General features: G+C 66.6%; 26 protein-coding genes. 15 read left to right on the plus strand and 11 right to left on the minus strand.

Annotation, left to right across the window (positions count from 1 at the left end):
• Window positions 1-160: 160 nt before the first annotated feature.
• The 6 genes from ACO07I_RS20190 to ACO07I_RS20215 form a co-directional block, all read right to left on the minus strand.
• Window positions 161-691, minus strand: a complete 531-nt coding sequence (locus ACO07I_RS20190) for an ATP F0F1 synthase subunit B (RefSeq protein WP_422010458.1) — start codon at window positions 689-691, stop codon at window positions 161-163.
• Complete coding sequence (locus ACO07I_RS20195) at window positions 688-1,257, minus strand: hypothetical protein (RefSeq protein ID WP_422010460.1); 570 nt, start codon at window positions 1,255-1,257, stop codon at window positions 688-690. Before ACO07I_RS20195 ends, ACO07I_RS20190 begins: the two co-directional genes overlap by 4 nt.
• 8 nt (window positions 1,258-1,265) lie before the next feature.
• Entirely contained in the window at window positions 1,266-1,490 is a 225-nt protein-coding gene (locus ACO07I_RS20200) for a F0F1 ATP synthase subunit C (protein ID WP_020698011.1), read from the minus strand.
• A 60-nt stretch (window positions 1,491-1,550) separates the two neighbouring features.
• On the minus strand, window positions 1,551-2,279 hold the full coding sequence (locus tag ACO07I_RS20205) for a F0F1 ATP synthase subunit A (RefSeq protein ID WP_422010462.1): 729 nt from the start codon (window positions 2,277-2,279) through the stop codon (window positions 1,551-1,553).
• A gap of 16 nt (window positions 2,280-2,295) precedes the next feature.
• The gene (locus ACO07I_RS20210; RefSeq protein WP_422010464.1) at window positions 2,296-2,640 is read right to left on the minus strand and encodes an AtpZ/AtpI family protein; all 345 of its coding nucleotides are present in this window, start codon (window positions 2,638-2,640) and stop codon (window positions 2,296-2,298) included.
• A gap of 152 nt (window positions 2,641-2,792) precedes the next feature.
• Complete coding sequence (locus tag ACO07I_RS20215) at window positions 2,793-4,982, minus strand: rhodanese-like domain-containing protein (protein WP_422010466.1); 2,190 nt, start codon at window positions 4,980-4,982, stop codon at window positions 2,793-2,795.
• A gap of 87 nt (window positions 4,983-5,069) precedes the next feature.
• Here ACO07I_RS20215 and ACO07I_RS20220 point away from each other — a divergent pair, with 87 nt between their 5' ends.
• From ACO07I_RS20220 to ACO07I_RS20245, 6 genes are all read left to right on the plus strand, one after another.
• Complete coding sequence (locus tag ACO07I_RS20220) at window positions 5,070-6,920, plus strand: transglycosylase SLT domain-containing protein (RefSeq protein ID WP_422010468.1); 1,851 nt, start codon at window positions 5,070-5,072, stop codon at window positions 6,918-6,920.
• Window positions 6,921-6,922: 2 nt separating this feature from the next.
• Window positions 6,923-8,086: a CaiB/BaiF CoA transferase family protein gene (locus tag ACO07I_RS20225; protein ID WP_422010470.1), complete on the plus strand. Its 1,164-nt coding sequence runs from the start codon at window positions 6,923-6,925 to the stop codon at window positions 8,084-8,086.
• Window positions 8,083-8,706, plus strand: a complete 624-nt coding sequence (locus ACO07I_RS20230; RefSeq protein WP_422010472.1) for a cysteine dioxygenase — start codon at window positions 8,083-8,085, stop codon at window positions 8,704-8,706. The genes ACO07I_RS20225 and ACO07I_RS20230 overlap by 4 nt, the downstream gene beginning before the upstream one ends.
• A gap of 85 nt (window positions 8,707-8,791) precedes the next feature.
• Window positions 8,792-9,757: a Bug family tripartite tricarboxylate transporter substrate binding protein gene (locus tag ACO07I_RS20235; protein WP_422010474.1), complete on the plus strand. Its 966-nt coding sequence runs from the start codon at window positions 8,792-8,794 to the stop codon at window positions 9,755-9,757.
• The gene (locus tag ACO07I_RS20240; RefSeq protein WP_422010476.1) at window positions 9,754-10,245 is read left to right on the plus strand and encodes a tripartite tricarboxylate transporter TctB family protein; all 492 of its coding nucleotides are present in this window, start codon (window positions 9,754-9,756) and stop codon (window positions 10,243-10,245) included. Before ACO07I_RS20235 ends, ACO07I_RS20240 begins: the two co-directional genes overlap by 4 nt.
• A gap of 10 nt (window positions 10,246-10,255) precedes the next feature.
• Window positions 10,256-11,740: a tripartite tricarboxylate transporter permease gene (locus ACO07I_RS20245; protein ID WP_422010478.1), complete on the plus strand. Its 1,485-nt coding sequence runs from the start codon at window positions 10,256-10,258 to the stop codon at window positions 11,738-11,740.
• Window positions 11,741-11,821: 81 nt separating this feature from the next.
• Here ACO07I_RS20245 and ACO07I_RS20250 read toward each other — a convergent pair whose 3' ends face one another.
• Window positions 11,822-12,295 (minus strand): cupin domain-containing protein, encoded by a 474-nt coding sequence (locus tag ACO07I_RS20250; RefSeq protein ID WP_068198289.1) that lies wholly within the window; start codon window positions 12,293-12,295, stop codon window positions 11,822-11,824.
• Between the two features lie 156 nt (window positions 12,296-12,451).
• On the opposite strand from ACO07I_RS20250, the gene ACO07I_RS20255 reads away from it, so the two are divergent.
• The 4 genes from ACO07I_RS20255 (at window position 12,452) to ACO07I_RS20270 (ending at window position 16,440) form a co-directional block, all read left to right on the plus strand.
• Complete coding sequence (locus tag ACO07I_RS20255; protein ID WP_422010480.1) at window positions 12,452-13,222, plus strand: hypothetical protein; 771 nt, start codon at window positions 12,452-12,454, stop codon at window positions 13,220-13,222.
• Window positions 13,223-13,243: 21 nt separating this feature from the next.
• Complete coding sequence (moaB, locus tag ACO07I_RS20260) at window positions 13,244-13,792, plus strand: molybdenum cofactor biosynthesis protein B (protein WP_422010482.1); 549 nt, start codon at window positions 13,244-13,246, stop codon at window positions 13,790-13,792.
• A 187-nt stretch (window positions 13,793-13,979) separates the two neighbouring features.
• Complete coding sequence (locus ACO07I_RS20265; protein ID WP_422009756.1) at window positions 13,980-15,314, plus strand: IS1182 family transposase; 1,335 nt, start codon at window positions 13,980-13,982, stop codon at window positions 15,312-15,314.
• A 139-nt stretch (window positions 15,315-15,453) separates the two neighbouring features.
• The gene (locus tag ACO07I_RS20270; RefSeq protein ID WP_422010484.1) at window positions 15,454-16,440 is read left to right on the plus strand and encodes a phosphotransferase enzyme family protein; all 987 of its coding nucleotides are present in this window, start codon (window positions 15,454-15,456) and stop codon (window positions 16,438-16,440) included.
• Here ACO07I_RS20270 and ACO07I_RS20275 read toward each other — a convergent pair.
• Together ACO07I_RS20275 and ACO07I_RS20280 are read right to left on the minus strand one after the other, a co-directional pair.
• Window positions 16,435-16,881: a hypothetical protein gene (locus ACO07I_RS20275; RefSeq protein WP_422010486.1), complete on the minus strand. Its 447-nt coding sequence runs from the start codon at window positions 16,879-16,881 to the stop codon at window positions 16,435-16,437. The genes ACO07I_RS20270 and ACO07I_RS20275 overlap by 6 nt on opposite strands.
• A 55-nt stretch (window positions 16,882-16,936) precedes the next feature.
• On the minus strand, window positions 16,937-17,404 hold the full coding sequence (locus ACO07I_RS20280) for a GNAT family N-acetyltransferase (protein ID WP_422010488.1): 468 nt from the start codon (window positions 17,402-17,404) through the stop codon (window positions 16,937-16,939).
• 91 nt (window positions 17,405-17,495) lie between these two features.
• Here ACO07I_RS20280 and ACO07I_RS20285 point away from each other — a divergent pair, with 91 nt between their 5' ends.
• Together ACO07I_RS20285 and ACO07I_RS20290 are read left to right on the plus strand one after the other, a co-directional pair.
• Window positions 17,496-18,629, plus strand: a complete 1,134-nt coding sequence (locus ACO07I_RS20285) for a PA0069 family radical SAM protein (RefSeq protein ID WP_422010490.1) — start codon at window positions 17,496-17,498, stop codon at window positions 18,627-18,629.
• Window positions 18,630-18,641: 12 nt separating this feature from the next.
• The gene (locus tag ACO07I_RS20290; RefSeq protein ID WP_422010492.1) at window positions 18,642-19,271 is read left to right on the plus strand and encodes a glutathione S-transferase family protein; all 630 of its coding nucleotides are present in this window, start codon (window positions 18,642-18,644) and stop codon (window positions 19,269-19,271) included.
• 19 nt (window positions 19,272-19,290) lie between these two features.
• Here the strand turns inward: ACO07I_RS20290 and ACO07I_RS20295 are convergent, their stop codons facing one another.
• The gene (locus ACO07I_RS20295; protein ID WP_422010494.1) at window positions 19,291-20,208 is read right to left on the minus strand and encodes an AEC family transporter; all 918 of its coding nucleotides are present in this window, start codon (window positions 20,206-20,208) and stop codon (window positions 19,291-19,293) included.
• 12 nt (window positions 20,209-20,220) lie between these two features.
• A complete protein-coding gene (locus ACO07I_RS20300; protein WP_422010496.1) occupies window positions 20,221-20,763 on the minus strand; it encodes a nucleotidyltransferase family protein in 543 nt (180 codons plus the stop codon).
• A 30-nt stretch (window positions 20,764-20,793) separates the two neighbouring features.
• Here ACO07I_RS20300 and ACO07I_RS20305 point away from each other — a divergent pair, with 30 nt between their 5' ends.
• The 3 genes from ACO07I_RS20305 to ACO07I_RS20315 are packed head-to-tail and all read left to right on the plus strand — an operon-like array spanning window position 20,794 to window position 22,444.
• Complete coding sequence (locus ACO07I_RS20305) at window positions 20,794-21,402, plus strand: ribonuclease HII (protein ID WP_422010498.1); 609 nt, start codon at window positions 20,794-20,796, stop codon at window positions 21,400-21,402.
• A gap of 2 nt (window positions 21,403-21,404) precedes the next feature.
• Entirely contained in the window at window positions 21,405-21,800 is a 396-nt protein-coding gene (locus ACO07I_RS20310; protein ID WP_422010500.1) for a VOC family protein, read from the plus strand.
• A gap of 17 nt (window positions 21,801-21,817) precedes the next feature.
• Window positions 21,818-22,444, plus strand: coding sequence for a glutathione S-transferase family protein (locus tag ACO07I_RS20315; RefSeq protein ID WP_422010502.1), 627 nt, complete (start codon window positions 21,818-21,820; stop codon window positions 22,442-22,444).
• Window position 22,445: the final 1 nt, after the last annotated feature.

Below are 22,445 nucleotides of genomic sequence, written 5' to 3' on the forward strand. Positions count from 1 at the left end.
CGCGTTGCCTTCCCCCTCCCAGCCTCCCCCGTAAGACGGGGGAGGTGAAGAGTTTTGCTTTTCGCGTGTGAGTGGGGCGCAAAGAAAAAGCCCCCGCCTTGCGGCGGGGGCACCAGGTTGCCCGCTTTTGTTTTTTGCGGGCGATCCCTATTTCGGAAGTTCAGTGCAGGCGACGCGGAAGCTCGGCGATGGCCTCGTCGATCATCGCCTGCGTGCGGCCGCCCCCGACCTGCTCCTTGAGCAGCGTGCGCGTGGCGGCGAGCGCCACGTCGACGGCCATGTTGCGCACTTCCCGGGAGGCCTGGGCCTCCGCCTGGGCGATGCGGTCCTTGGCCTGCTGCTCGCGGCGGGCGATTAGCGCTTCGCGTTCCTCGGCGGCGTGCTGCGTGAGGCGCACGGCCTCCTGCTTGGCCTGCGCCACGATCTCCTGGGCCAGCTTGGCCGAGTCGGCGAGGTTCTTCTGAGCGTCGTCCCGCGACTTCTGCGCCTCGTTGCGGAGCTTCTCGGCTTCGCCGAGCGTGCGCGCGATGAGGGCCGTGCGGTCGTCGAGGAGCTTGGTCAGCCCCTTGACGATCTGCTTGCCGGCAAGCACCAGGAAGATGACGAAGGAAACGGCAACCCAGAACGTCGGATCGGAGAACAAGCCTCCGCCGCCGCCGTGTGCATCGGCTGCCCATGCGGTACCGATCATGGCTTGCCTGCCTTTGCTGCTTCGTCGACGGCGCGGGCGACCTGCGCGGGATCGGCAGATCCCACCAGCTTGCCCAGCACCGCCGTGGCGATTTCCGTCGACATGTTCGAGAGGCCCGCGAGGGTCTGCGTGCGCTGCTCGTCGATCCGCTTTTCGGCGGCGACGATGTCGGCACCCAGCCGGTCGCTGACTTCGTGCAGCTTGGCCGAGGTCTGGGCCGCGGCGGCCTCCGAGGCCTCGCGGATCAGGCCGGAAGCCTGGCCGCGCGCTTCGGCGAGCGCCTTGTCCTGCTCGACACCCGCGGCGCGGGCCGCGTCGTTGGCCTTCTGGGCGGCGTCGAGGTCTGCCTGGATCTTATGCTCGCGGCTTTCGATCGTCGCGCCGATCTTCGGCAGGACGGCCTTGGCCATGAGGAAGTAAAGAACGGCAAAGCACACCACCAACCAGAAGATCTGGGTGGGGAACCTCGTGAGGTCGAACTGCGGCATGCCGGCCGCCTGCGCGGCAAACGGCAGCCCGATCAGGGCTGCCGCGGCGACCGAAGTCCGGAGTGCCTGAACGGGCACGATCGAACTCAGGCGAAGAGGGCGATCAGCGCGACGATCAGCGCGAACAGCGCGATGGCCTCGGTGACGGCGAAGCCGATCCAGATGTTGGCGCCGATTTCGGCCTTCGAGGCCGGGTTGCGCGACAGAGCCGTGATGTAGCTCGCCCAGACGTTGCCCACGCCGATGCCGGCGCCGATCATGCCGATGGCAGCGAGACCCGCACCGATGAACTTGGCGGCTGAAGCGTCCATTTCTATCTCCTGTTTTCTCTTGGCTTTGACGTGATGGATCGATGGATACGGGCGCGGCGACTAGTGCAGATGCAGCGCGTCGTTCAGGTAGATGCAGCAGAGGATCGTGAAGATGTAGGCCTGCAGCAGCGCCACCAGCAGCTCGAGCGCGGTGATCGCCACCAGCACGATGAGGGGGACGAAGCCGAAGAAGCCGAGCGCCACGACGAAGCCGGCCAGGACCTTCAGAAGCACGTGACCGACGGTCATGTTGGCGAACAGACGGACCGACAGGCTGATCGGGCGGCTGAGATAGGAGACCAGCTCGATCGGGATCAGGATGGGCGCCGTGAACAGCGGCGCGCCATGCGGGAAGAACAGGGAGAAGAAGTGCAGGCCGTGCTTGAACAGGCCGATCAGCGTCACGCCGAGGAACACCACCATCGCCATGAAGAAGGTGACGGCGATCTGCGACGTGAAGGTGTAGCCGTAGGGCAGCATCCCGAGGATGTTGCCGAACAGCGTGAAGATGAAGAGCGTGAAGATGAACGGGAAGAATTTCTTGCCGCCGCTGCCGACATTGTCCCGGATCATGTTGGCGATGAACTCGTAGAAGAGTTCCGACATCGCCTGGATGCGGCCCGGGATCATCGCGCCCTTGCCCGCGCCCGCGAGCAGCAGGCCCGAGGACAGGACAACCGCGCCCATCATGAAGACGGCGGAGTTGGTGACGGCGATGTGATGGCCACCGATGGTGAACAGCGGGGCGGTTAGGTCCTGGATAGCAAACTGCTCGAGCGGGCTGGCCACGTTACTCTATCCCCATTCAGCTCTTCTTCTCATCCTGGGCTGCTTTGCTGCGCCGCTCTTCAGCCTGCGCAACCCGGTAGACGTTCATGAACGCCGCACCGCATCCCAGTATGAACCCCACAATCAGCAGCCAGGGCTTGGTACCCAACCACTGATCAGCCATCAGGCCCAGAAAGGCCCCCGCAACGACGCCCGCCACCAGTTCGACTGCGATCCGCATGCCGACGCCCAGCTTTTCGCCTCCGGCGCCGCTCGCTGCGGGTCTCGACGACCGTCCCGTTCCCTTCTGGTAGGCCTGTCGCACGCCTTTGAGGCGCCGATCCAGCTCGTCAGGGGTCGATTTCCGATCGTCCTCAGCCATAACCGGATGCTCCGCTCCGGGCTTTCCACCGCCACCCCACCAACACGGTGCGGTCACAATGAAAAACGCGCCGGAACCTATGGGCAGGCCCGCGGGGTGTCAAGCGTACGCGACGATGTGACAAGGCCCTGAAATGCAAGCGTTCCGCCGTTCTACCGCTTCAGGACGGAGAACCGGGCGTCGCCGTCGCGCTCGACCTGCGGGACGAGGTCGACCTCCCAGTCCAGATACTGCCGCATGGCCGCCTCGACATCCTCCTTGAAGTCGTAGGGGCGGTACCAGACGTCGGTCGGCGGGTCGGCCATCCGGACATGGCCCGTCTCTATATCGAGGCCGGCCCCACGCCAGGCTTTCATTCCGCCTGTCAAAACGGCGACAGGCAGCCCCCCTGTCAGAGCGGCAATTTCGGCGGCCGCGAGGGCGCCAATCTCGGCGTCGGGCGCCACCAGGACGATCCGGGCGGCGCCGGCCTGCTTGGCCAGCATCTCCGGCAGGGAGCGTCCCAAGTTGGCGCGCACGGCGAACCAGGCGCCGGGCACGTGGCCGTCGCGATATTTCAGGCTGGTATCGAGATCGATGACCAGGGCCGTGGCCAGCGCCTTCTGCAGCTCGGCGGCCGTCACGGCGGCGACCTTCGGGACCGCGAAGCCTGCCGGATAGCGCGGCTCGGCCTCGGTCGTGAGCTCGGCGGAAGTCGGCGCGTGGTCGAGGACGTAGGTCTCCTTCCAGCCCATCTGCAGCAGCCAGTGTGCGGTCATGGTGGCGCGCACGCCGTCATTGTCGTGCAGCACGATCGTGGCGTTGCGGGCGCCGACATATTGATCGGTGGCCTGCACGAGCTGGCCGCCCGCGGCATGGCGGAAGCCCTTGAGGTGGCCCTTCGCGTATTCGGCGGGATCGCGGACGTCGAGGCGATAGAGCGGGCCGCCCTTCTTCTCCAGCGCAGCGAGGCCGGCCTGGTCGATCTTCCGGATGCCCATTTTCCCGGCGATTTCCGCCGCGGCGGCCTGCGCGAACGTCGCGGCCTCCGGTCCCTGGGGGCCGAAGCTCCGGGTCTCGCCACGCGCCACCTTGAGCCCCGCCAGGTGCCAGCCCATGGTGCCGTTCTTCAGCGCCATCACCTTGTTGGGCAGGCCGGCATTGATCAGCGACTGGGCGCCGATGATCGAGCGTGTGCGGCCGGCGCAGTTGACGACGACCAGCGTCTCGGGCCGCGTCACGAAGTCCTTCACGCGATAGACCAGCTCGGCGCCCGGACAGTCGATGCCGCCGGGGATCGACATGTTGGTGAATTCCGGCAGCGGCCGCGAATCCAGGATCACCATGTCGGCCTTGTCGTCGATCATCTTCTGCACGTCGGCGGCATCGATGCGCGGCGTGTCGTTGCCGTGCTCGACCACCTCACCGAACGCCTTGCTGGGCACGTTGACGCCGGTGAAGACCTCGAAACCCGCGTCGCGCCAGGCTTTCAGCCCGCCCGCCATGACCGCGAGGTTGGTGTAGCCGAGCCCCGAAAGCGTCGCGGCGGCGCGATTGGCGCGGCCCGCCTGGCCTTCTTCTCCGTCGTCCATCAGCACGATGCGGGTGTGCGGATCGGGCAGCAGGGCGAGCGCCCGCGGCTCGAGGCGGGAGAGGGGGAGCGGCGTCGCGAACAGCGGATGGCCCTGGGTGGAAAACTCGCCTTCCTCGCGCACGTCGAAGAACGCGAAGACCTCGCCGGACTTCAGCATCGCCTTGACCTGATGCACCGTGAGCAGCGGCGTCAGGATCTTCGGCCTGGCCATGAAGCGTTTGGCCGTCCCGGTCTTGAGGTCGACGGTCACGCGGCCGGGCAGATGCTCGAGGCTCAAGCCGTAGAAATGGAGATGCAGCGCGTTGCCCGAATCGACGGGCGTCTCGATGTGGTGGAAGTCGTCGGGCAGGAAGGCGATCACGTCGCCGCGCTTCAGCGTCTTTTCCTTCGCCGGCGCCTCGCGCAGCTGCACGACATCCTCTTGCGCTCCATTGTCGAGCCGTTCGTAGACCACGTTGCGCTCGGCGCCGTGGACGCCGGCGATGATCGCCCAGGTCGTGTGATTGTGCGGCGGCACCTTCTTGCCCGCACCGCCGGCCGAGGCATAGAGCGCGAAACGATGGTCGGGATCCTCGCTCAGCCGATAGATGCCGCCCTCGGCGCCCAGCGGGAATTCCTCCTGCGGGAAGAGGTCGGCGCGGCTGGCCAGCGACGAGAGAAGCCCGCCGATCTTCTCGAGGTTGGCGTAGGTCACACCGTCCTTCTCGATGGTGCGGGCCTCGTCGATCAGGCGCCGCACGGCCGCGGCACGCTCTTGATGCAGGTTCATTCGGTCCTCCGTTCCGGACAGTATAGCCGCACCCACCCTGCTCGCCGCACCCTTGTCGTATGGGCCGGAGTCAAACTACGGTGGGGCATGCGCACGACCGTTTCCGCCCTTCTGATCGGGGCGGCCGCCCTGGTGGCGGCCTCCGCCTCGGCCCAGACCGCCAAGAAGCCTGTCCAGACACAGGCGTCCAAGCCGGTGACGACCAAGGCCGCCGCCTCCCGGCCGGCGGCGCGGCCGTCTGCGCGCCCGGCGCCGCGCGCCGCGGTCTATGTGCCGCCGCCGCCCGTCCTCGAACTCGACGAGGCCGCAGTCGTTGCCGATCTGCCGACCGTTCTGGATAACGAAACGCGCGACCGCTACCGGCGCATCTTCCAGGCACAGCAGGCCGGTGCGTGGGCCCAGGCCGACGACGAGATCCGCCAACTCCAAGACAAAACCCTCATGGGATATGTCGGCGCCCAGCGCCTGCTCAGCCCCAACTATCCCGCCCGCTACGAGCAGCTCGCCGCCTGGCTGCAGGACTACAATGACAATCCCGACGCGCCCGCGATCTACCGGCTGGCGCTGGCCCGCCGTCCGGCGGGCGGCGCGGACCTGACGCCCGCCACGTTCGTCGGCTTCACCCAGGGCTCGCCCAACTTCGCGGCCGCCCGCACCGTGAACGGCGCCGATGGCGGCCGCGCGGCCGAACTGCGCTCGCGGTTGCAGAGCATGGCCGACGATGGCGGCTTCAACGCCGCGTTCGTCCTGCTCGATCGCAAATCGTCGACCGAGATTCTCGGGCCGCAGGAAGTCGAGCTGTGGCGCGGCCGCCTGCGCACCCGCCAACTCGAGGCCGATCCGCAACGCGGCGTGCAGGTCCCGGTCGAGGCCAGTATGCCGCCCGACGCGAACTGGACGGCCGCCATGACGGCCTTTACGCGCGGCGATATGGCCGAAGCGGCCCGCCGCTTCGAATTGGTGGCCGATGCTTCGCCGGACCGGGCTTCGTCCTGGACCTTGTCCGCGGGCTCGTTCTGGGCCGCCCGCGCCAACCTGCTGGCCGGCAATCCGCAAAAATACGCGCCCTATCTCAAGCGCGCAGCGCTGCATGGCAGCACCTTCTACGGGCTCGTCGCCCAGAAGGCGCTGGGCATGCAGATCCAGCCCGACTTCGAGCTGCCGCCGCTCGACCGGCGCCGCGCCGACCTGCTGCGCAACGACCGCGCGGCGCGGCGGGCGCTGGCGCTGCTGCAGCTCGGCGCCACGACGGCGGCCGAGCGCGAGCTGTTCGCCGCGTCGATCGACAACGATCCGCGCTACGTCGAAGCGGTGATGGCGCTGGCGCAGAAGGCGCAGCTGCCCGCGCTCGCGGTGCGCGTCGGCAATGCCAACTGGGACCAGCGCCACAACATCAAGGGCTATGACAGCGGCATGTATCCGATCCCGCCGTGGCAGCCGTCCAGCGGCGCGATCGTCGACCGTGCCCTGGTCTATGCCTTCATGCGCCAGGAATCGGCTTTCAATCCCAAGGCGCGCTCCGTGGTCGGCGCGATGGGCCTGATGCAGCTCATGCCGGCGACCGCGCGCGCGGTCTCGGCGCGTTACGCGCCGGAGACGGCGGGCGCCAATCCGTGGGACCCGTCCGTGAACATGTCGCTGGGCCAAGCCTACATATCGATGTTGTTGAGCGAGACCGACGGCAATCTCGTGCGCACCACCGCCGGCTACAATGGCGGGCCGGGCAACGTCATGCGCTGGGACAATTCGCTGAACGCCTCGCAGGATCCGCTGCTCTACATCCAGTTGATCCCGCTTCATGAGACTCGCGACTTCGTGCAGCGCGTGCTGACCAACTACTGGATCTATCAGCTGCGTCTCGGCCAGCCGACGCCGTCGCTCGACCAGATCGCCTCGCACGACTGGCCCCGTTACACCCCGCAGGATGGAACCCGCTGAGCATGTTGCCGCTTTCTGGCGTACGCGTCGTCGAATTCTGCCAGGTCCTGGCGGGTCCCTACTGTGGCATGCTGCTGGCCGACCTCGGCGCCGAGGTGATCAAGGTCGAGCCGCCCGAAGGCGACATGATGCGGCAGTGGCCGCCGATCACAGAAGGCTCCGAGGGGGGCTACAGCGAGAATTTCGCGTCCATCAACCGCAACAAGCGCTCGGTCGTGCTCGACCTCAAGGACCCGGCGCAGAAGCAGGCGGCGCGCCAGCTCATCCTGTCGGCCGACGTCGTGCTGGAGAACAACCGGCCGGGCGTCATGGACCGGCTCGGTCTCGGCTATGAATCCTTCCGTGCCGAGAAGCCAGGCCTCGTCTACTGCTCGATCTCGGCCTTCGGCCAGAGCGGCCCGCGGTCGAGCGAGGGCGGCTTCGACGTCACCGTGCAGGCGATGAGCGGCATCATGAGCGTGACCGGCGAGCCCGACGGTGCGCCGGTGAAATGCGGCGTACCGGTCTCGGACGTGGGCACCGGCCTCTATGCCGCCCTGACCGTGGTGTCGATCCTGCGACGGGTCGCCGGCGGTGGGCCGGGCGCGCATATCGATGCCTCGATGCTGGGCTGCAGCCTCGGCATGGCGGCACTTCAGACCAGCGAGTTCTTCGGCACCGGGAACGACCCGAAGAAGCTGGGCTCGGCCCATCCGCGCAACGCGCCCTACCAGGCCTTCAAGGCGGCGGACGGACATTTCGTGATCGCGGCGGGCAACAACAAGCTGTGGGAAGCCGTCACCAAGGTCGTCGGTCGCCCCGACCTTCTTGCCGACCAGCGCTTTGCCACGACCCAGTCGCGCGCCGCCAATCAGGTGGCGCTCAAGGATCTGCTCGAAGTCGAGTTCGCGAAGAACGGCGTCGACCATTGGTTGGGCGCCTTCGAGGCCGCGGGCGTGCCGCAGGGCCGCATCAACACCTACAGCCAGATCCTCGCCGACCCGCAGGTCCAGCACATGGGCTGGGTCGAGCAGATGGCGCTGCCCTCCGGCGTGAAGACCAGGACCTTCGGCAGCCCGGTCCGGATCTCCGCCACCGACATCTCGAAGCGGCGCGATCCGCCAGCGCTCGGTGCCGACACCGAGGAAGTCTTCGGAACCACCTTCCAGCGAAAGGCTGCGGAATGAGTATCGATCGCCTGCGTCGCTTCATCGGCGACATGACCTCCCTGACCGGCGGCGCCTGGCAGGACAAGGACGAGAACGCGATCGTCGAGGTCGGCGCGAAGCTTCTGGGCGAGTTGGTGAAGCACGACGACTGGCTGCCCGAACAGGCGGCCAAGGTACCGGCGCACGGTTATGCGCAGAACCTGCTGTGGTGCGATCCCTTCGAACGCTTCTGCGTGGTGAGCTTCGTCTGGGCGCCGAAGGCCAACACGCCGGTGCACGATCACGAGATGTGGGGCCTGGTGGGCATGCTGCGCGGCTCGGAAACCTCGCTCTCCTTCACGCGCGATGCGGAGACAGGCGTGCTGGTGCCGGGCGAGCTCACCAAGCTCGAGCCGGGCGACGTCGAAGTGCTGGTGCCGGCGCCGCGCAACCCGAAGGGCGACATCCACCAGGTCACCAACGCGCTCGACGATCGCGGCTCGATCAGCATCCATGTCTATGGCGGCAATATCGGTGCGGTGCGTCGTCACACGTTCGACGTGAAGACGGGACAGCCCAACCTCTTCGTGTCGGGCTATACGAACCGCGAGCAGCCCAACATCTGGGACCGTTCGGCAGAGGTGCGCGCCGCGTCCTGAGAGTTCGCGCACCGGCACGTCTCGCTTGACCTGAAGCGGGCCCGGCAAGCACTGTCCTTCCCTACAAAAAAGGGAGGCAAACAGGATGCATCGTAGAACCGTGCTCAAGGGCGGCACCGCCCTCGCGGCCATGACGGTCGCCGCTCCGGCCATCGCTCAATCGAGCAAGTGGCCGGCCCGAGAAATTTCACTGATCAATCCCAATGCGCCGGGGGCCTCGACGGATCTCACCGCGCGCATCATCGCCCAGGCGCTCGAGAAGCGGCTGAATGCGACGGTCATCGTGAAGAACGTGGTGGGCGGCGCCGGCGCGCTCGGCCCGACCACGCTCGCCCAGTCGACGCCCGACGGCCACACGATCGGCCTGGTGGCGATCTCGAGCCACGTCGCCATCCCGAACATGATGAACGTCGCCTACGATCCGTGGACGGCGTTCGACATCATCGGCCAGGTCGCGGCGCTCCGCTACGGCATCGGCGCGCGCGCCGACGGCCCGATCAAGTCGATCGAGGACCTGGTCAACCAGGGCAAGCAGAAGCAGCTCACCTACAGCTCCAACAACGTCACCAACGTCGTGGCGATGTTCCAGCTCGCCAAGCTGACCGGCGCCAAGTTCCGCTGGGTCGTGTTCCCGGGCGGCGTCGAATCGGTGACCGCGGCCATCGGCGGCCATGTCGACGCGGTCATCCAGACCGTCGCGGAGATGCGGCCGCAGATCGAGGCCGGCAAGCTGCGCTTCCTCGCCTCGGCGGCCGAGGCGCGCTGGCCCGACTATCCCGACGTGAAGACCCTGCGCGAGCTGGGCTACGACGCGGTCAGCAACGGGCCGTTCGGCTACGCCTTCCCCAAGGGCGTCGATCCGGCCATCCAGGAGCGCATGAGCAAGGCGCTGGCCGACGTCATGAAGGACGAATCGGTGACCAGCCAGATCGCCAAGCTCGGCATCCAGCCAGTCTATCGCGACGGCAAGGCGTACGGCGAGCTGCTGAAGAAGATCGAGACGGAGCTCGTTCCGATCCTCAAGGAAACCGGCATGGCCAAGAAGGCATGACCTGGCTGAGTGGCACGCGGATCGCCACGCTCGGCCTGCTGGCCGCGGCGCTGGTCGGCCTGTGGAAGGCGCTGGAGCTGGACAGCTGGGGCTTCGACGGCCCCGGCCCCGGCTTCTTCCCGCAGCTCATGGCCGGCATCTGCGTGGCGCTCGCCCTCGTCGTCCTGGCCTTCCCGGGCCGGGCCGGCGAGACCGAGGGTGGCGACACCGACGACGTCGAGGCGACGAAGGAGTCGAACCGCACCTTCGCGATCTACATCGCCACCTTCGCGGTGTTTGCGCTGGGCGCGACGTATGCCGGCTTCGTCGTCACGACGATCGCCGTGACCGTCGTCATCATGCGCTTCGCCGAACGCCGCCCGTGGTTCGCCTCGATCGGCTACGGCATCGCGTGCGCCGCCGTCGGCCTCGTCTGCTTCGGCTGGCTGCTGCGCGTCGATCTGCCGGAAGGCCCGATCGAGCGCACCTTCTACACCTACGTTCGCTGAGGCCCGCCGCATGGAAGCGCTGCTGGGTGGCTTTGCCACCACGCTGACCCTCGACAACCTGTTCTACTGTTTCGTCGGCGCGTTCCTCGGCACCGTCGTCGGCATCCTGCCGGGACTGGGGCCGCTCACCACCATCGCCATCCTGCTGCCGATCACGTTCAAGATGGACGTGACCTCGGCCATCATCATGCTGTCGGGCATCTATTACGGCGTGGCCTATGGCGGCACCGTGACCTCGGTGCTGATGCGCATCCCGGGCGAGGCCTCGTCGGTCGTGACCTGCCTCGACGGCTACGAGATGGCGCGCAAGGGCCGCGCCGGGGCGGCGCTGGGCATCGCGGGCATCGGTTCGTTCTTTGCGGGCACCGTGGGCGTCATCGGCATCACCTTCCTGTCGCCGCCGCTCGCCGAGCTGGTGATCAAGTTCGGTCCCGCCGAATACGCCATGCTGATGCTCGCGGGCCTCACCATGGTCACCTACATGTCGAGCGGCTCGCTGCCGCGGGCGCTGCTGATGGCGGCCTTCGGCCTGCTGCTCGGCACGATCGGCAGCGATCCCCTCAACATGACGCCACGCCTCACCTTCGGCGTCCTGGCCCTGGGCGACGGCGTCAATCTGGTGCCGCTGGCGATCGGCCTGTTCGGCCTCTCCGAAGTGCTGTTCATGGCGCGGCAGAAGCCGGACGACATGAAGGTCCTGCCGCCGCCCTCGCACCTGCTGGGCTTCATGCCCTCGCGCGAGGAGGCGAGGCGCTCGGTCGGCCCGGTCGCGCGCGGCACCGTCATGGGCTTCCTGGTCGGCCTGCTGCCCGGCGGCGGCGCGGTGCTGGCCTCGTTCCTGTCCTACGGCATCGAGCGCAAGCTCTCGAAGAATCCCGAGGAGTTCGGCAAGGGCGCCGTCGAAGGACTGGCCGGGCCGGAATCGGCCAACAACGCCGGGACCGCCGGCGCCTTCGTGCCGCTGCTCTGCATGGGCATTCCCGCGAACGCGGTCACCGCGCTGCTGCTCGGCGCCTTCATCATCCATGGCGTCACGCCGGGGCCGACCATCCTCGAGCGCCAGCCCGAGATCTTCTGGGGCGTCGTGGCCAGCATGTATATCGGCAACATCATGCTGCTGATCCTGAACCTGCCGCTGATCGGCCTGTTCGTGCGCATCCTCGACATCCCGCGCGCCTATCTCACGCCGATGATCCTCGCGGTCTGCCTGATCGGCGTCTACTCGTCGAACGGTAATCCCGCCGATGTGGTGATCGCCGTGATCTTCGGTTTCATCGGCTACGGCCTGCGCCGCCACGGCTTCGACCTCGGCATCGTCATCCTGGCCTATGTGCTGGGCCCGATCTTCGAGCGCTCGGTGCGCCAGTCGCTGGCGATCTCCGACGGCGACCCGATGATCTTCCTGCACAGCTATCTTTCGGCCGGCTTCGCCATCGTGGCGGTCGCGCTGCTGGTCGCGGGGCTGTGGCCGAAAAAGAAGAAGGCGGCCGGTTAGGGCCGCCTTCGAATTCTTATCTATTCTGCACGGAGCGGGCTCGCGCCTGTGAAGGCGCTGCCGCCCGCGCATCCTCACAAGCTAATGCTTGTGAGGATGGGGATGCGTCGGGTCGACCCAGTAGACTTCCTCGACCTTCTCGGCCGGGGTGATGTCGATGTTGATCGCGACGGCCTCGTTGTCGGAACGGACCAGTACGCATTCCAGCGGCTCGGTGTCCGAGGCGTTGATCTCCTGGTGCGGCACGTAGGGCGGCACATAGATGAAGTCGCCGGGACCGGCCTCGGCGACGAACTGGAGCTGCTCGCCCCAGCGCATGCGGGCGCGGCCCTTCACGACGTAGATCACGCTCTCCAGGTGCCCGTGATGATGGGCGCCGGTCTTGGCGTGGGCATGGATGGTCACCGTGCCGGCCCACAGCTTCTGGGCGCCGACGCGGGCAAAGTTGATGGCCGCGGCGCGGTTCATGCCCGGGGTCTGGGCGGTGTTGGTGTCGAGCGATCCGGCGGGGATGACCCGCACGCCGTCATGCTTCCAGTCGGTGGGGTCGGTCATGATGTCTCCGAGCTTTGAGTGTCAGCTTCTCTAGGCGATGTTTAGAAGCAATGAGGGGATTCTGCGGCTGATTTCCAGCGGGCAATCACTAAATCTCCATCTTGGAGAGTCAATGGAAAGTCCTGATGCCTTTCCGGCAGTGAGAGGAAAAATCCTTTGGCGGCATTTCTGCTTCTCGACCTCTGCGTCATCTGCTGGCTGCTTTATTCGTGGAGCCAGGAACGGGCGCCTCGCCGTTTCGACTGGAAGGGCGTGTTGGCCGTCTGCATGGGTTTCTGGTCTGTGCTCGTCGTCCTCAACTCCGACGTCTTTTCGCCGCTGACCGTGACGCTGGGCCTGATTCTGGTTTTTGCTCTCTTCCGCATCGGCGTGGTGGGTTTCTTGTCGCCGTCTCCCGCAAGCGTCGTCGGAATCGCCGCCGTTCTCATCGTGGCGATCGGGGGGGGCCTCTGGCGCGCTCCCGCCAGGGTGCGCCTCGCTGTCGTCAGCCTCGCGCTCTGTGGCACCCTCGTCCTTGTTCTATGGCGCATCACCACCAGCATTGGGACTCGTATCGATTTTCTCGGTCCGCCTCTTCTCGGCGCGGCTGGTGTTGCCGTGATCTGTGCCGGGTTGGTCGGGGTGATCGCCCGGCGCGCGCCGCTTGCGGTCCATCTGGCGGTGTTCCTTTCCATATTCGGCGGCGTTTTCCTCGTCTGGGCAGAATCGCGGCGCAGCCATCTCATGCAGGCGGCGATCTCTGCGATCGCCCCGGACTGCTCACGCCAGAGTTCGTTCCTGAGCTCGATGCATGCTGCAGGCGCCTGGCCCCAGTTTTTCGTCCACGCCATCCTGAAGAAGGGCAGTTCGATTCAGATCTGGAGCTATCGCGAGATGAAGTTCGTCGAGCTTGCCGATCGTGCCCGGGCAAACATCGCAGGCTGCTGATTCCGGAGGTATAGTGAGCCCATGAACCGCATCGACGAGACCAAGCAATTCAAGCCGGTGAACATCGCCGTTCTCACGGTTTCCGACACGCGCACGCTCGAGACCGACAAGTCGGGCGACACGCTGGTCGAGCGCATCGCGCGCGACGGCCATGCCCTGGCCGACCGCGCCATCGTCACCGACGACGTCGCGCTGATCCGCGCGCAGGTGAAGAAGTGGATCGACGATCCGCGCATCGAGGTCGTGATCACGACCGGCGGCACCGGCGTCACCGGCCGCGATGTGACGCCCGAGGCGCTGGAGGCGCTGTTCGAGAAGAAGATCGAGGGGTTCGGCGAAACCTTCCGCTGGATCAGCTTCCAGAGGATCGGCACCTCGACCATGCAGAGCCGCGCCACGGCGGGCGTCGCCAACGCGACGTACATCTTCGCCTTGCCGGGCTCGACCGGCGCCTGCAAGGACGGCTGGGACGACATCCTGCGCCAGCAGCTCGACATCCGCTTCCGCCCCTGCAACTTCGCCGAGCTGATGCCGCGCCTCAACGAAGGCAAGCTGCCGCGCAGTGGCTGACCTCCGGATCCCCCTCATCCTGAGGAGCGCGCCGCAGGCGCGCGTCTCGAAGGATGGGCCACACACACGGTGCTTGTTCCCACCCTTCGAGACGGGCGCGTCGCACCCTCCTCAGAATTTGTGAATCTTTGTCTTTCGGATGCCCGCCCGGGATGATTCCATCGAAGCGAATTTGGTGGAGGAGTTGATGCCGGAGAAGGATCTGTTCGGGGGCCTTCCGGAGCAGTTGGTGGCGAAGGCCGAGCCCGGGTCGGGCAAGCCGCGGATGCGCGAGCCGGAGCGGCGGCAGGTGGAACTTCGGTCGGTAGATCTCGACAGCCTTTTGGCGGCGGATCATCCGGCGCGGGTGATCTGGCGCTATGTCGAGCGATTGGACCTGAAGGTGCTGGAGGACGCGATCGGGGCTCGCGAGCACACGCCGGGCCAGGCTCCGGCGAGCCCTCGTCTTCTGCTGGCGCTGTGGCTCTATGCGACGAGCCAGGGCGTGGGCAGCGCGCGGGCGCTGGAGCGGCTGTGCGCGAGCCACGATGCCTATCGGTGGCTGTGCGGGGGGGTGAGCGTGAACTATCACGGTCTGGCCGACTTCCGCAGCGGTCATGGCGAACTGCTGGATCGGCTTCTGACGCACAACATCGCGGCACTCATGGCGGAGGATGTGATCGAGCTTGCCGAGGTGGTGCAGGACGGGGTTCGGGTGCGGGCGGGCGCGGGAGGCTCTTCGTTCCGGCGCCGGCAGAGCCTGCACAAGCACCTGAAGAAGGCACGCCGGCTGGTCGAGTATCTGAAGCGGGAACTCGACGAGGACCCCGACGCCAGCAACCGGCGCATCAAGGCGGCCCAGGAGCGGGCTGCGCGCGAGCGCGAGCAGCGCGTGGCGACGGCGCTCGACAAGCTGGCCGAGATCGAGGCCGAGCGGGAGCGACGCGGCAAGACCAACAAGAAGCAGGTGGCCAAGCAGAAGGAGCCTCGCACCTCGACCACCGATCCCCAGGCGCGCGTCATGAAGATGGCCGATGGCGGCTTCCGGCCGGCCTACAACTGCCAGATCGGCACGGTGGCCAAAGGCCAGATCGTGGTCGACGTCGCCATCGACACCACGGGTTCGGACCGCGGCCTGCTGCGGCCCATGCTGGAGCGGCTGAAAGAACGCTATCAACGGCAGCCCCGGCGCCATCTGGTCGATGGGGGCTTCCACAAGAACGAGGATACGGAAGAGGCGTTCGAGCAGGGTGTGCTGATCTACGGACCGACCACCCGCAACAAGCACAAGAGCGATCCCTATGCGCCTCGGCCCAAGGACGGTCCCGGCGTTGCCGCCTGGCGCCGGCGCATGCGAAGCCCGCACGGCAAGAGCGTCTACAAACGACGGGCGATGGGCGAGTGCATCAACGCCCGCTTCCGGCAGTGGGGCCTGCGCCAGTTCACCGTGCGCGGCGTTCACAAGGTCAAAACCATCCTGCTCTGGTTCGCCCTCGCCAACAACATCATCGCCGGGCATCGCCTCAAGACAGCCAAGGCATGACCAGGCCATTCCGGGGCCTGCACGGCTACGGCCACCAACGCACCCCAAGACAACAACGGCGCCCGGCGTAGCAGCCCACGCCAATACACCCCCGAGAGCTTGCCCAATACACTCACAAGCTCTCAGGGTGAGGGCGATCATGACTGACATCCTCGCCGCGATCCGCGAGGGCGAGGCGCTGCCGGCGACCGGCACGGCGCACGGCCATGTGCGGTTGAAGGACGGACGGCTCGCGCGCATCGCCTATGCCTACGAAAACGATCCGACGGCGGCGGTGCGATTGCATCTGCAGGCCGAAGCGTTTCGTCATCTCGCGTCGGCGGGGCGCACGCCGCGACTTCACGAGGTGGTCGAGCCGCGACCCGGATTGCCCGGCGGCGCATTGATCGTCGACTTCATCGAGGGCCGGGCGCCGCGCTTGCCGGACGAACTCGACGCCATGGCCGAGACGCTGGCGCGCCTCCATTCGCTGCCTTTGCCCCAGTCAGGCTCTCCAATCCCGCGCCAGGACAATCCGTTCCGCGCGACGCTGGATGTCGTCGAGCAGGGGGCCCAGCGCTTTCTCGACAAGGCCGTTGCCGATCCCGGTGCCCTTGCCGAGATATTCGACGAACTCGAACTCTTGCGCGGGATGGCGAACACGCTGGCGCATCGCCCTCAACCGTTGTCGATCGCGCTCGCCGACACGCATCCCGGCAACTTTATCGTCGATCACGACGGGGTTGCCTGGTTCGTCGACCTTGAGAAAGTGCATGTCGGCTCGCCGGCGATCGACCTTGCGCACGCGACCCTGCCGACTTCGACCTTGTGGCATCCCGATGTCGGTAAGGTTCTGTCTCTTGGCGAGGTCGAAAGCCTCTACGAGTCCTATCTGACGAAGATCGGCAACGAGCGTGCGGCCGAGCTGTGCCCGTGGCTGCAGCCGATGCGACGGCTCACCTGGCTGCGCACGATCATGTTCATGGCGCGCTGGAAGGTTCAGACGGAAGCGCCGCGCGATCCGTCCGATCCGTCGCAATGGAGCGACGCGGGTCTGGAACCTGCCATGAAGGTCCATCTGCGGGCCCGCATCGGGCAGTGCTTCGACCGCGACTCCATCCGCGCCCTTCGCGCCGAGTGGCTATGACGGCCTCGGAGGGTTGATGGTTTCTGCCTTGAACGCGGCGCTACTTTCGTCCTCGGCGTGTACGAGGACCAAAACCGGTGAACCGCGGCGCTTTTTCAACCAGGCCTCGGCCTCGGCGAAGAGGCCGCCCACGACGTCGTGCTCGGGCTGATATATCGAGGCGACTCGCATAACATAGCGGCGAGGCTCTTCTTCTGAGTCGTCCCTCTCCGGGAATAAATGGATGTAACCCCGGCGCCGTCCATCGCCGCCCACGGCGATGAAGATCGCAGAATTATCGGCCGTCGAGGCCCCTTCTACGGTGAGACGGGCTTGCGAAGTGAGCTCCTCATCCTCCGGCGGCGCGAGCTTGGCGATGAAATCGATGTCATCGTGACTCGCCGTCCTGACCTCAATATCTGCCATCTGCTGTCTCTCAAATAGATAGGCGTCAGCAGCCATAGTAGATTGTATTCTGTGATATTGGTACAACCCATGGTATAAATATGCGGAGTGGCTAGAGCGGCTTCACCATGCGCAGCGTCTCGGTCTGGAAGCCGCGGCGCTCGTAGAACTCCACGGCGTGGCGATTGTCGGCGAAGACGTCGAGGCAGAGGAAGCGGTAGCCCTGCGCGCGGGCCCAGCTCTCGGCCGACTGCATCATCAGGTGCGCAACGCCCTTGCCCTCCGCCTGCTCGGTAAGCGCCAGCAGGGAAACGTAGCCGCAGGGTTCGTCCGTCACCCCGTCCTTGAACGGGCGCATGTGGATGTAGCCCAGGGGTTTTCCGTCGGCCGACCAGGCAACGAGGGTCTGTGCCGCCGGGTCGACCTTGGCGAAGGTCGCTTCCATGTAGCGGTCCTGGAACCCGTCCATCGCCGCGCGATCGTGCCAGGCGGGCCCCGGCACGCCGGACAGGCGCGGCGACAGGCTGTGCAGGAACTCTCGATCCTCGGGACGGGCGGGGCGTAACTCGATGGCGGTCATGATCCCTCTCTAGGGGTGGTCCTATCCGGAGACAATGAACCCCCAGAGACAGTGGCTTGACTCGTTCTCTTTTTGTTCTAAGACTCGGGACATGAAAGAGCCCGTCACGCCGCTCTATCCCGACGACCAGATTGCCGAGCCGCAGCACAACGGGCGCGGGGCGCTGAGCAACGCGACCAGCCGCTACGACGACGAGAAGCGCATCCGCACCAACGACGGCTGGGACATCGAGGACGAGCTGCCGCCGCTGCGCACCACGCTGACGAAGGATGCCACCCGCACCATCATCGCGCGCAACAGCTCGCCGGACATTCCCTTCGACCGCTCGATCAATCCCTATCGCGGCTGCGAGCATGGCTGCATCTACTGCTTCGCGCGGCCGACCCATGCCTATCTCGGCCTGTCGCCCGGCCTCGATTTCGAGACCAGGATCCTGTTCAAGCCCGAGGCGGCGGCGCTGCTGACCGCCGAACTCGCCTCGCCGAAATATCGCTGCGACGTGGTGGCGATGGGGACCAACACCGATCCCTACCAGCCGGTCGAGCGCGACCTCAAGATCACGCGCCAGATCCTGCGCGTGCTCAGCGACTTCAACAATCCCGTCGGCATCGTCACCAAGAACCATCTGATCACCCGCGACATCGACATCCTGGGTGACATGGCCAAACGCAACCTGGCCGAGGTGTTCCTCTCGGTGACCACCCTCGACCGCGACCTCGCGCGCACCATGGAGCCGCGCGCCTCGGCACCGCATCGCAGGCTCGATGCGATCCGCGAACTCGCGGCGGCCGGCATTCCGGTGGGCGTGATGACGGCGCCGATGATCCCCGGCCTCAACGATCACGAGATGGAAGCGATTCTCGATGCGTCAGCGGCGGCCGGCGCCACGCGCGCGGGCTATACGGCGCTGCGCCTGCCGCTCGAGATCAAGGAGCTGTTCGAGGAATGGCTGCGCGCCAACCGGCCCGACCGCGCCGATCGCGTGCTGTCGCTGATCCGACAGATCCGCGGTGGCGAACTCTACAAGGCCGAGTTCGGCACGCGCATGAAGGGCGAGGGCCCGATCGCGCAGCTCCTGAGCAAGCGTTTCGCCGCCGCGGTGAAGCGTCTCGATCTCAACCGCGTCCGCTACCGCCTCGACACGATGCGCTTCGCCGTCCCCGCCGCCGCCCGCACGGCCTTGGTCGATGCCAAACGCGACGCCAGGCAGATGAGATTGTTTTAGAGGAGTGACATCATGGCCGACGAACTGATCCTGTTTAGCCATCCGCAGTCGCGTGGCGCGATGATCCAGTGGATGCTGGAGGAGATCGGCTGTCCCTACCGGCTCGAGGTGAAGCAGTTCGGGCCGGAGATGAAATCGCCCGACTATCTCGCCATCAATCCGATGGGCAAGGTGCCGGCGCTCCGTCACGGCAACACGGTCGTCACGGAGAGCGCCGCCATCCTTTGCTACCTCGCCGACCTCTTTCCCGAGGCGAAGCTCGCGCCGCCGCCGGCCGAGCGCGGCGCCTACTATCGCTGGCTGTTCTTCGTCGCCGGCTGCTGCGAGCCGGCGCTCGCCAACAAGGCTGCCGGCTGGAGTCCCGATACGAAGCTGCAGGTGATGTTCGGCTACGGCTCCTATGAGCGCACTCTGGAAACGGTGGCGCAGGCGGTTGCGGAGCGGCCGACCCTCGCCGCCGACCATTTCACCGCGGCCGACCTCTACATGGCGTCGTTCCTGCACTGGGGCATGATGTTCGGCGGTATCGAGAAGCGGCCGGTGTTCGAAGCCTATGTCGCACGCCATGTCGGGCGGCCGGCGGCCCTGCGCGCGCAGGAACAGGGGGCGAAGATCATGGCCTCCCTGGCCCCGTCGAGCTGACGGGCGGGGGCCGCGCCCGTCAGGTCGCGAGCAGCAGCGTCCGCACCAGCGGCAGGGTGACGAAGGCCAGCACCGTGTCGACCATGATGACGAAGGCCAGCGTCTCCTCGTCGAGCTTGAACTTGCCGGCGATGATGAAGGACAGGAGCTGGCTCGGCATCGCGGCTTCCAGGATGGCGGCGTTGGCGTAGACGCCCGAGAGCCCGAGCGGGCCCACGGCACTGAAGACGACCAGCGGCGCGAAGGCCAGCTTGATGGCGGCGACCGGCAGCGCCAGCGCCATCAGCTTGGTGGCCGAGAAGCGCAGCGCCATGCCGAGCGACAGCATCATGATGCCGCTCACCGCCACGGCGAGGATCGACGCGGCATCCATGACCATGGCCGGGCAGGGCACGCCCGAGACCTTCCACAGGATGGCGACGACCAGCGCCCAGATCGGCGGCAGCTTCAGCGCCTCCAGGGCGGTCCGGCGGAAGGTGATCGGTTCCTGGCTGCCATAGGCGATGGCGATCATGGCGCCGATCGTGAGATTGAGGGACGACTTGGTGACCTCGAACAGGACCGAGACTTCGGAGACCTGGTCGGCCTGGCCGGGAAAGACGCCGAGCAGCACCGGCAGGCCGAGATAGGTGACGTTGCCGAACGCCGCGCCCAGCATCATCGCGCCCTTGGTCGGGCCGGGGATCGGCAGGAAATGAAAGACCAGGAAACCCACGGCGAGGCAGGACAGCGTGCCGATGGCGGCCAGAGCGGGGATTTCGAGGAACAGGCGGCTGATCGTGCCGTCCATGACGGTGCGGAACACCAGCGCCGGCAGGAAGACGTAGAGGACCAGTTTGTTCATCGACTGGCGGGCCTGCTCCATGCCGGGAATGAAGTGGCGGAGCAGGGCGCCCAGCAGGGCGATGGCGGCCAGAGGCAGGAACGCAGCGATCATCGGAGCGGGAGTCTAGTCCAGGAACTCGACCCTGGGCCACAGGTCGCGCCAGCGCTTGGCCTCGACGCGGGCATCGTACTCATGGCGACGGGTTCGGCCGTAGGGCGTCGGGCGGCAGCGCAGGTTCAGGAGATCGTCGGTGCCGAGCGGGGCGATGACGGTGAGCGTGTCGTCGGCCTCCAGGCGCACGCCGATACCGGTCACCGTCTCCAGCCAGTAGGTCATCGCGTCGGCCGTGTCGCGATGCGGCGGCAGATCCTTCCAGACATGCATGCGCGCCTGGTTGCGCACCTCCCAGGGCAGGCCGGGCAGCAGCGCTTCGAGTTGGCGTTCGTAGGCCGCTTCGCTGTCCCGCGAGACGTCGCCCGCGTCGAAATAGAGGACGTCGATATCCACAGGCAGACGCGCGGGCACGATGCCGTGCAGATGGTCCCAGACCCTGTTGCGCACGAATCCTGCGGCAATGCACCAGTCCGGCAGGTTGAGCCTTCGCACCGCACGTAGCTGTTCCATCGCGAGGGCGTCTTCTGCGATGATGCGGGCGATGAGGGACATGGCTCAGTCTAGCCGGCCTCGATGGGGATAATGCCAAGCTTTCGATTCGAACTGCGTTGCGAAGGGCGTGTTGCCGGTATCGACGAGGCCGGGCGCGGCCCCTTGGCCGGGCCGGTCTATGCAGCAGCGGCGGTCATCGACCGCACGCGGGCGGCGCGCAAGCTGCTGCGCATGATCGACGATTCCAAGAAGCTGACGCTGGAGCAGCGCGAGGAGGCCTACGAGGCCATGATCGCCTCGGGCGTCGTGCAGTTCGCGGTGGCCGAAGCCAGCGTCGAGGAGATCGACCGGGTCAACATCCTGCAGGCGACGTATCTCGCCATGCGCCGCGCCGTGCAGGCGCTCGCCGAGCAGCCGGAAGTCGTGCTGATCGACGGCAACCGCGTGCCGCCGCAACTGGGCTGTCGCGCCGAGACCATCGTCGGCGGCGATGCGCATTCCTATTCGATCGCCGCCGCCTCGATCTTCGCCAAGGTGACGCGCGACCGCTACATGCACGCGCTCGCGCGCACCTATCCCGGCTACGGCTGGGAGACCAACCGCGGCTACGGCAGCCAGCAGCATCTCGAGGCGCTCTCGCTGTTGGGCCCGACTCCGCACCACCGGCGCAGCTTCGCGCCGGTGACCCGTCTGGTTTGACGATGGGCCTCGGCTCGATCCGCAATCTCGACTATGTCGTGCTGCTCTGCGAGGACCTGGCCCGCGCGCGGCAATTCTATCTCGAGGTGATGAAGTTCCGCCTCGAGCGCGAGACGCCGCGCTGGGTGAGTTTCCATGTCGGCTCGGGCCTGCTCTGCCTGCGGCCGCGCACGCTCGAAGGCATGTTCCAGGACGGGCTGGGCGCCCCTGCGGGCTCGGCCTCGGTGCAGCTCGCCTTCCGCGTCGCCCCGCCCGAGATCGACGAGATCCAGGCCGAGCTGGCGGCCGCCGGCGTCGACCTGATGGGCCCGCCGCGCGACATCCCGGCCTGGGGCCATCGCGCGATCTTCTTCCGCGACCCCGACGGCAACGTCATCGAAATCTACGCCGAAGTCTGACGGCAGGAGAATCGTTCATGCTCAAGCTCTATTACACCGCCAGTTCCTGCTCGCTCGCCACGCACATCGTGCTGGAGGAGGTCGGCGCCGACTATTCGACGGTGCGCATCGACTTCGCGACGGAACAGCAGAAGTCGCCCGAGTACCTGAAGATCAATCCCAAGGGCCGCGTGCCGGCGCTGGTGACCGACAACGGAGTCCTCACCGAGACGCCGGCGATGCTGGTCTATGTCGCGCAGCGCTTCCCGCAGGCGCGACTCGCGCCGATGGACGATCCGTTCTTCTTCGCGCAGATCCAGTCGTTCAATTCCTATCTCTGCTCGAGCGTGCACGTGGCCCACGCCCACCGCATGCGCGGCCATCGCTGGGTCGATGCCGACGACGCGCATTCGATCGCCGCCATGAAGCGCAAGGTGCCGGAATCGGTCGGCGCCGGCTTCGAGCTGATCGAGCGCGAGATGCTGAAGGGCCCCTGGGTGATGGGCGACCACTACACGGTCTGCGATCCCTACCTGTTCACGCTGGCCCAGTGGCTGGAGAAGGACGGCGTCGACCTCGCGCGCATCCCGCGCGTGGTCGATCACCGCCGCCGCATGTCCGAGCGACCGACCGTGAAGAAGGCGATTGCCGAGGAAACCGCCTGAG

Origin of the sequence: Reyranella sp., from assembly GCF_965227665.1 — a bacterium.
Lineage (GTDB): Bacteria > Pseudomonadota > Alphaproteobacteria > Reyranellales > Reyranellaceae > Reyranella.

Excerpts from the sequence above, each read along its gene's own strand:
- ACO07I_RS20190 (WP_422010458.1), bottom strand. The coding sequence starts at position 691 with ATGATCGGTACCGCATGGGCAGCCGATGCACACGGCGGCGGCGGAGGC.
- ACO07I_RS20200 (WP_020698011.1), bottom strand. The coding sequence starts at position 1,490 with ATGGACGCTTCAGCCGCCAAGTTCATCGGTGCGGGTCTCGCTGCCATC.
- ACO07I_RS20210 (WP_422010464.1), bottom strand. The coding sequence starts at position 2,640 with ATGGCTGAGGACGATCGGAAATCGACCCCTGACGAGCTGGATCGGCGC.
- ACO07I_RS20215 (WP_422010466.1), bottom strand. The coding sequence starts at position 4,982 with ATGAACCTGCATCAAGAGCGTGCCGCGGCCGTGCGGCGCCTGATCGAC.
- ACO07I_RS20220 (WP_422010468.1), top strand. The coding sequence starts at position 5,070 with ATGCGCACGACCGTTTCCGCCCTTCTGATCGGGGCGGCCGCCCTGGTG.
- ACO07I_RS20225 (WP_422010470.1), top strand. The coding sequence starts at position 6,923 with ATGTTGCCGCTTTCTGGCGTACGCGTCGTCGAATTCTGCCAGGTCCTG.
- ACO07I_RS20230 (WP_422010472.1), top strand. The coding sequence starts at position 8,083 with ATGAGTATCGATCGCCTGCGTCGCTTCATCGGCGACATGACCTCCCTG.
- ACO07I_RS20235 (WP_422010474.1), top strand. The coding sequence starts at position 8,792 with ATGCATCGTAGAACCGTGCTCAAGGGCGGCACCGCCCTCGCGGCCATG.
- ACO07I_RS20240 (WP_422010476.1), top strand. The coding sequence starts at position 9,754 with ATGACCTGGCTGAGTGGCACGCGGATCGCCACGCTCGGCCTGCTGGCC.
- ACO07I_RS20245 (WP_422010478.1), top strand. The coding sequence starts at position 10,256 with ATGGAAGCGCTGCTGGGTGGCTTTGCCACCACGCTGACCCTCGACAAC.
- ACO07I_RS20250 (WP_068198289.1), bottom strand. The coding sequence starts at position 12,295 with ATGACCGACCCCACCGACTGGAAGCATGACGGCGTGCGGGTCATCCCC.
- moaB (WP_422010482.1), top strand. The coding sequence starts at position 13,244 with ATGAACCGCATCGACGAGACCAAGCAATTCAAGCCGGTGAACATCGCC.
- ACO07I_RS20265 (WP_422009756.1), top strand. The coding sequence starts at position 13,980 with ATGCCGGAGAAGGATCTGTTCGGGGGCCTTCCGGAGCAGTTGGTGGCG.
- ACO07I_RS20270 (WP_422010484.1), top strand. The coding sequence starts at position 15,454 with ATGACTGACATCCTCGCCGCGATCCGCGAGGGCGAGGCGCTGCCGGCG.
- ACO07I_RS20275 (WP_422010486.1), bottom strand. The coding sequence starts at position 16,881 with ATGGCTGCTGACGCCTATCTATTTGAGAGACAGCAGATGGCAGATATT.
- ACO07I_RS20280 (WP_422010488.1), bottom strand. The coding sequence starts at position 17,404 with ATGACCGCCATCGAGTTACGCCCCGCCCGTCCCGAGGATCGAGAGTTC.
- ACO07I_RS20285 (WP_422010490.1), top strand. The coding sequence starts at position 17,496 with ATGAAAGAGCCCGTCACGCCGCTCTATCCCGACGACCAGATTGCCGAG.
- ACO07I_RS20290 (WP_422010492.1), top strand. The coding sequence starts at position 18,642 with ATGGCCGACGAACTGATCCTGTTTAGCCATCCGCAGTCGCGTGGCGCG.
- ACO07I_RS20295 (WP_422010494.1), bottom strand. The coding sequence starts at position 20,208 with ATGATCGCTGCGTTCCTGCCTCTGGCCGCCATCGCCCTGCTGGGCGCC.
- ACO07I_RS20300 (WP_422010496.1), bottom strand. The coding sequence starts at position 20,763 with ATGTCCCTCATCGCCCGCATCATCGCAGAAGACGCCCTCGCGATGGAA.
- ACO07I_RS20305 (WP_422010498.1), top strand. The coding sequence starts at position 20,794 with ATGCCAAGCTTTCGATTCGAACTGCGTTGCGAAGGGCGTGTTGCCGGT.
- ACO07I_RS20310 (WP_422010500.1), top strand. The coding sequence starts at position 21,405 with ATGGGCCTCGGCTCGATCCGCAATCTCGACTATGTCGTGCTGCTCTGC.
- ACO07I_RS20315 (WP_422010502.1), top strand. The coding sequence starts at position 21,818 with ATGCTCAAGCTCTATTACACCGCCAGTTCCTGCTCGCTCGCCACGCAC.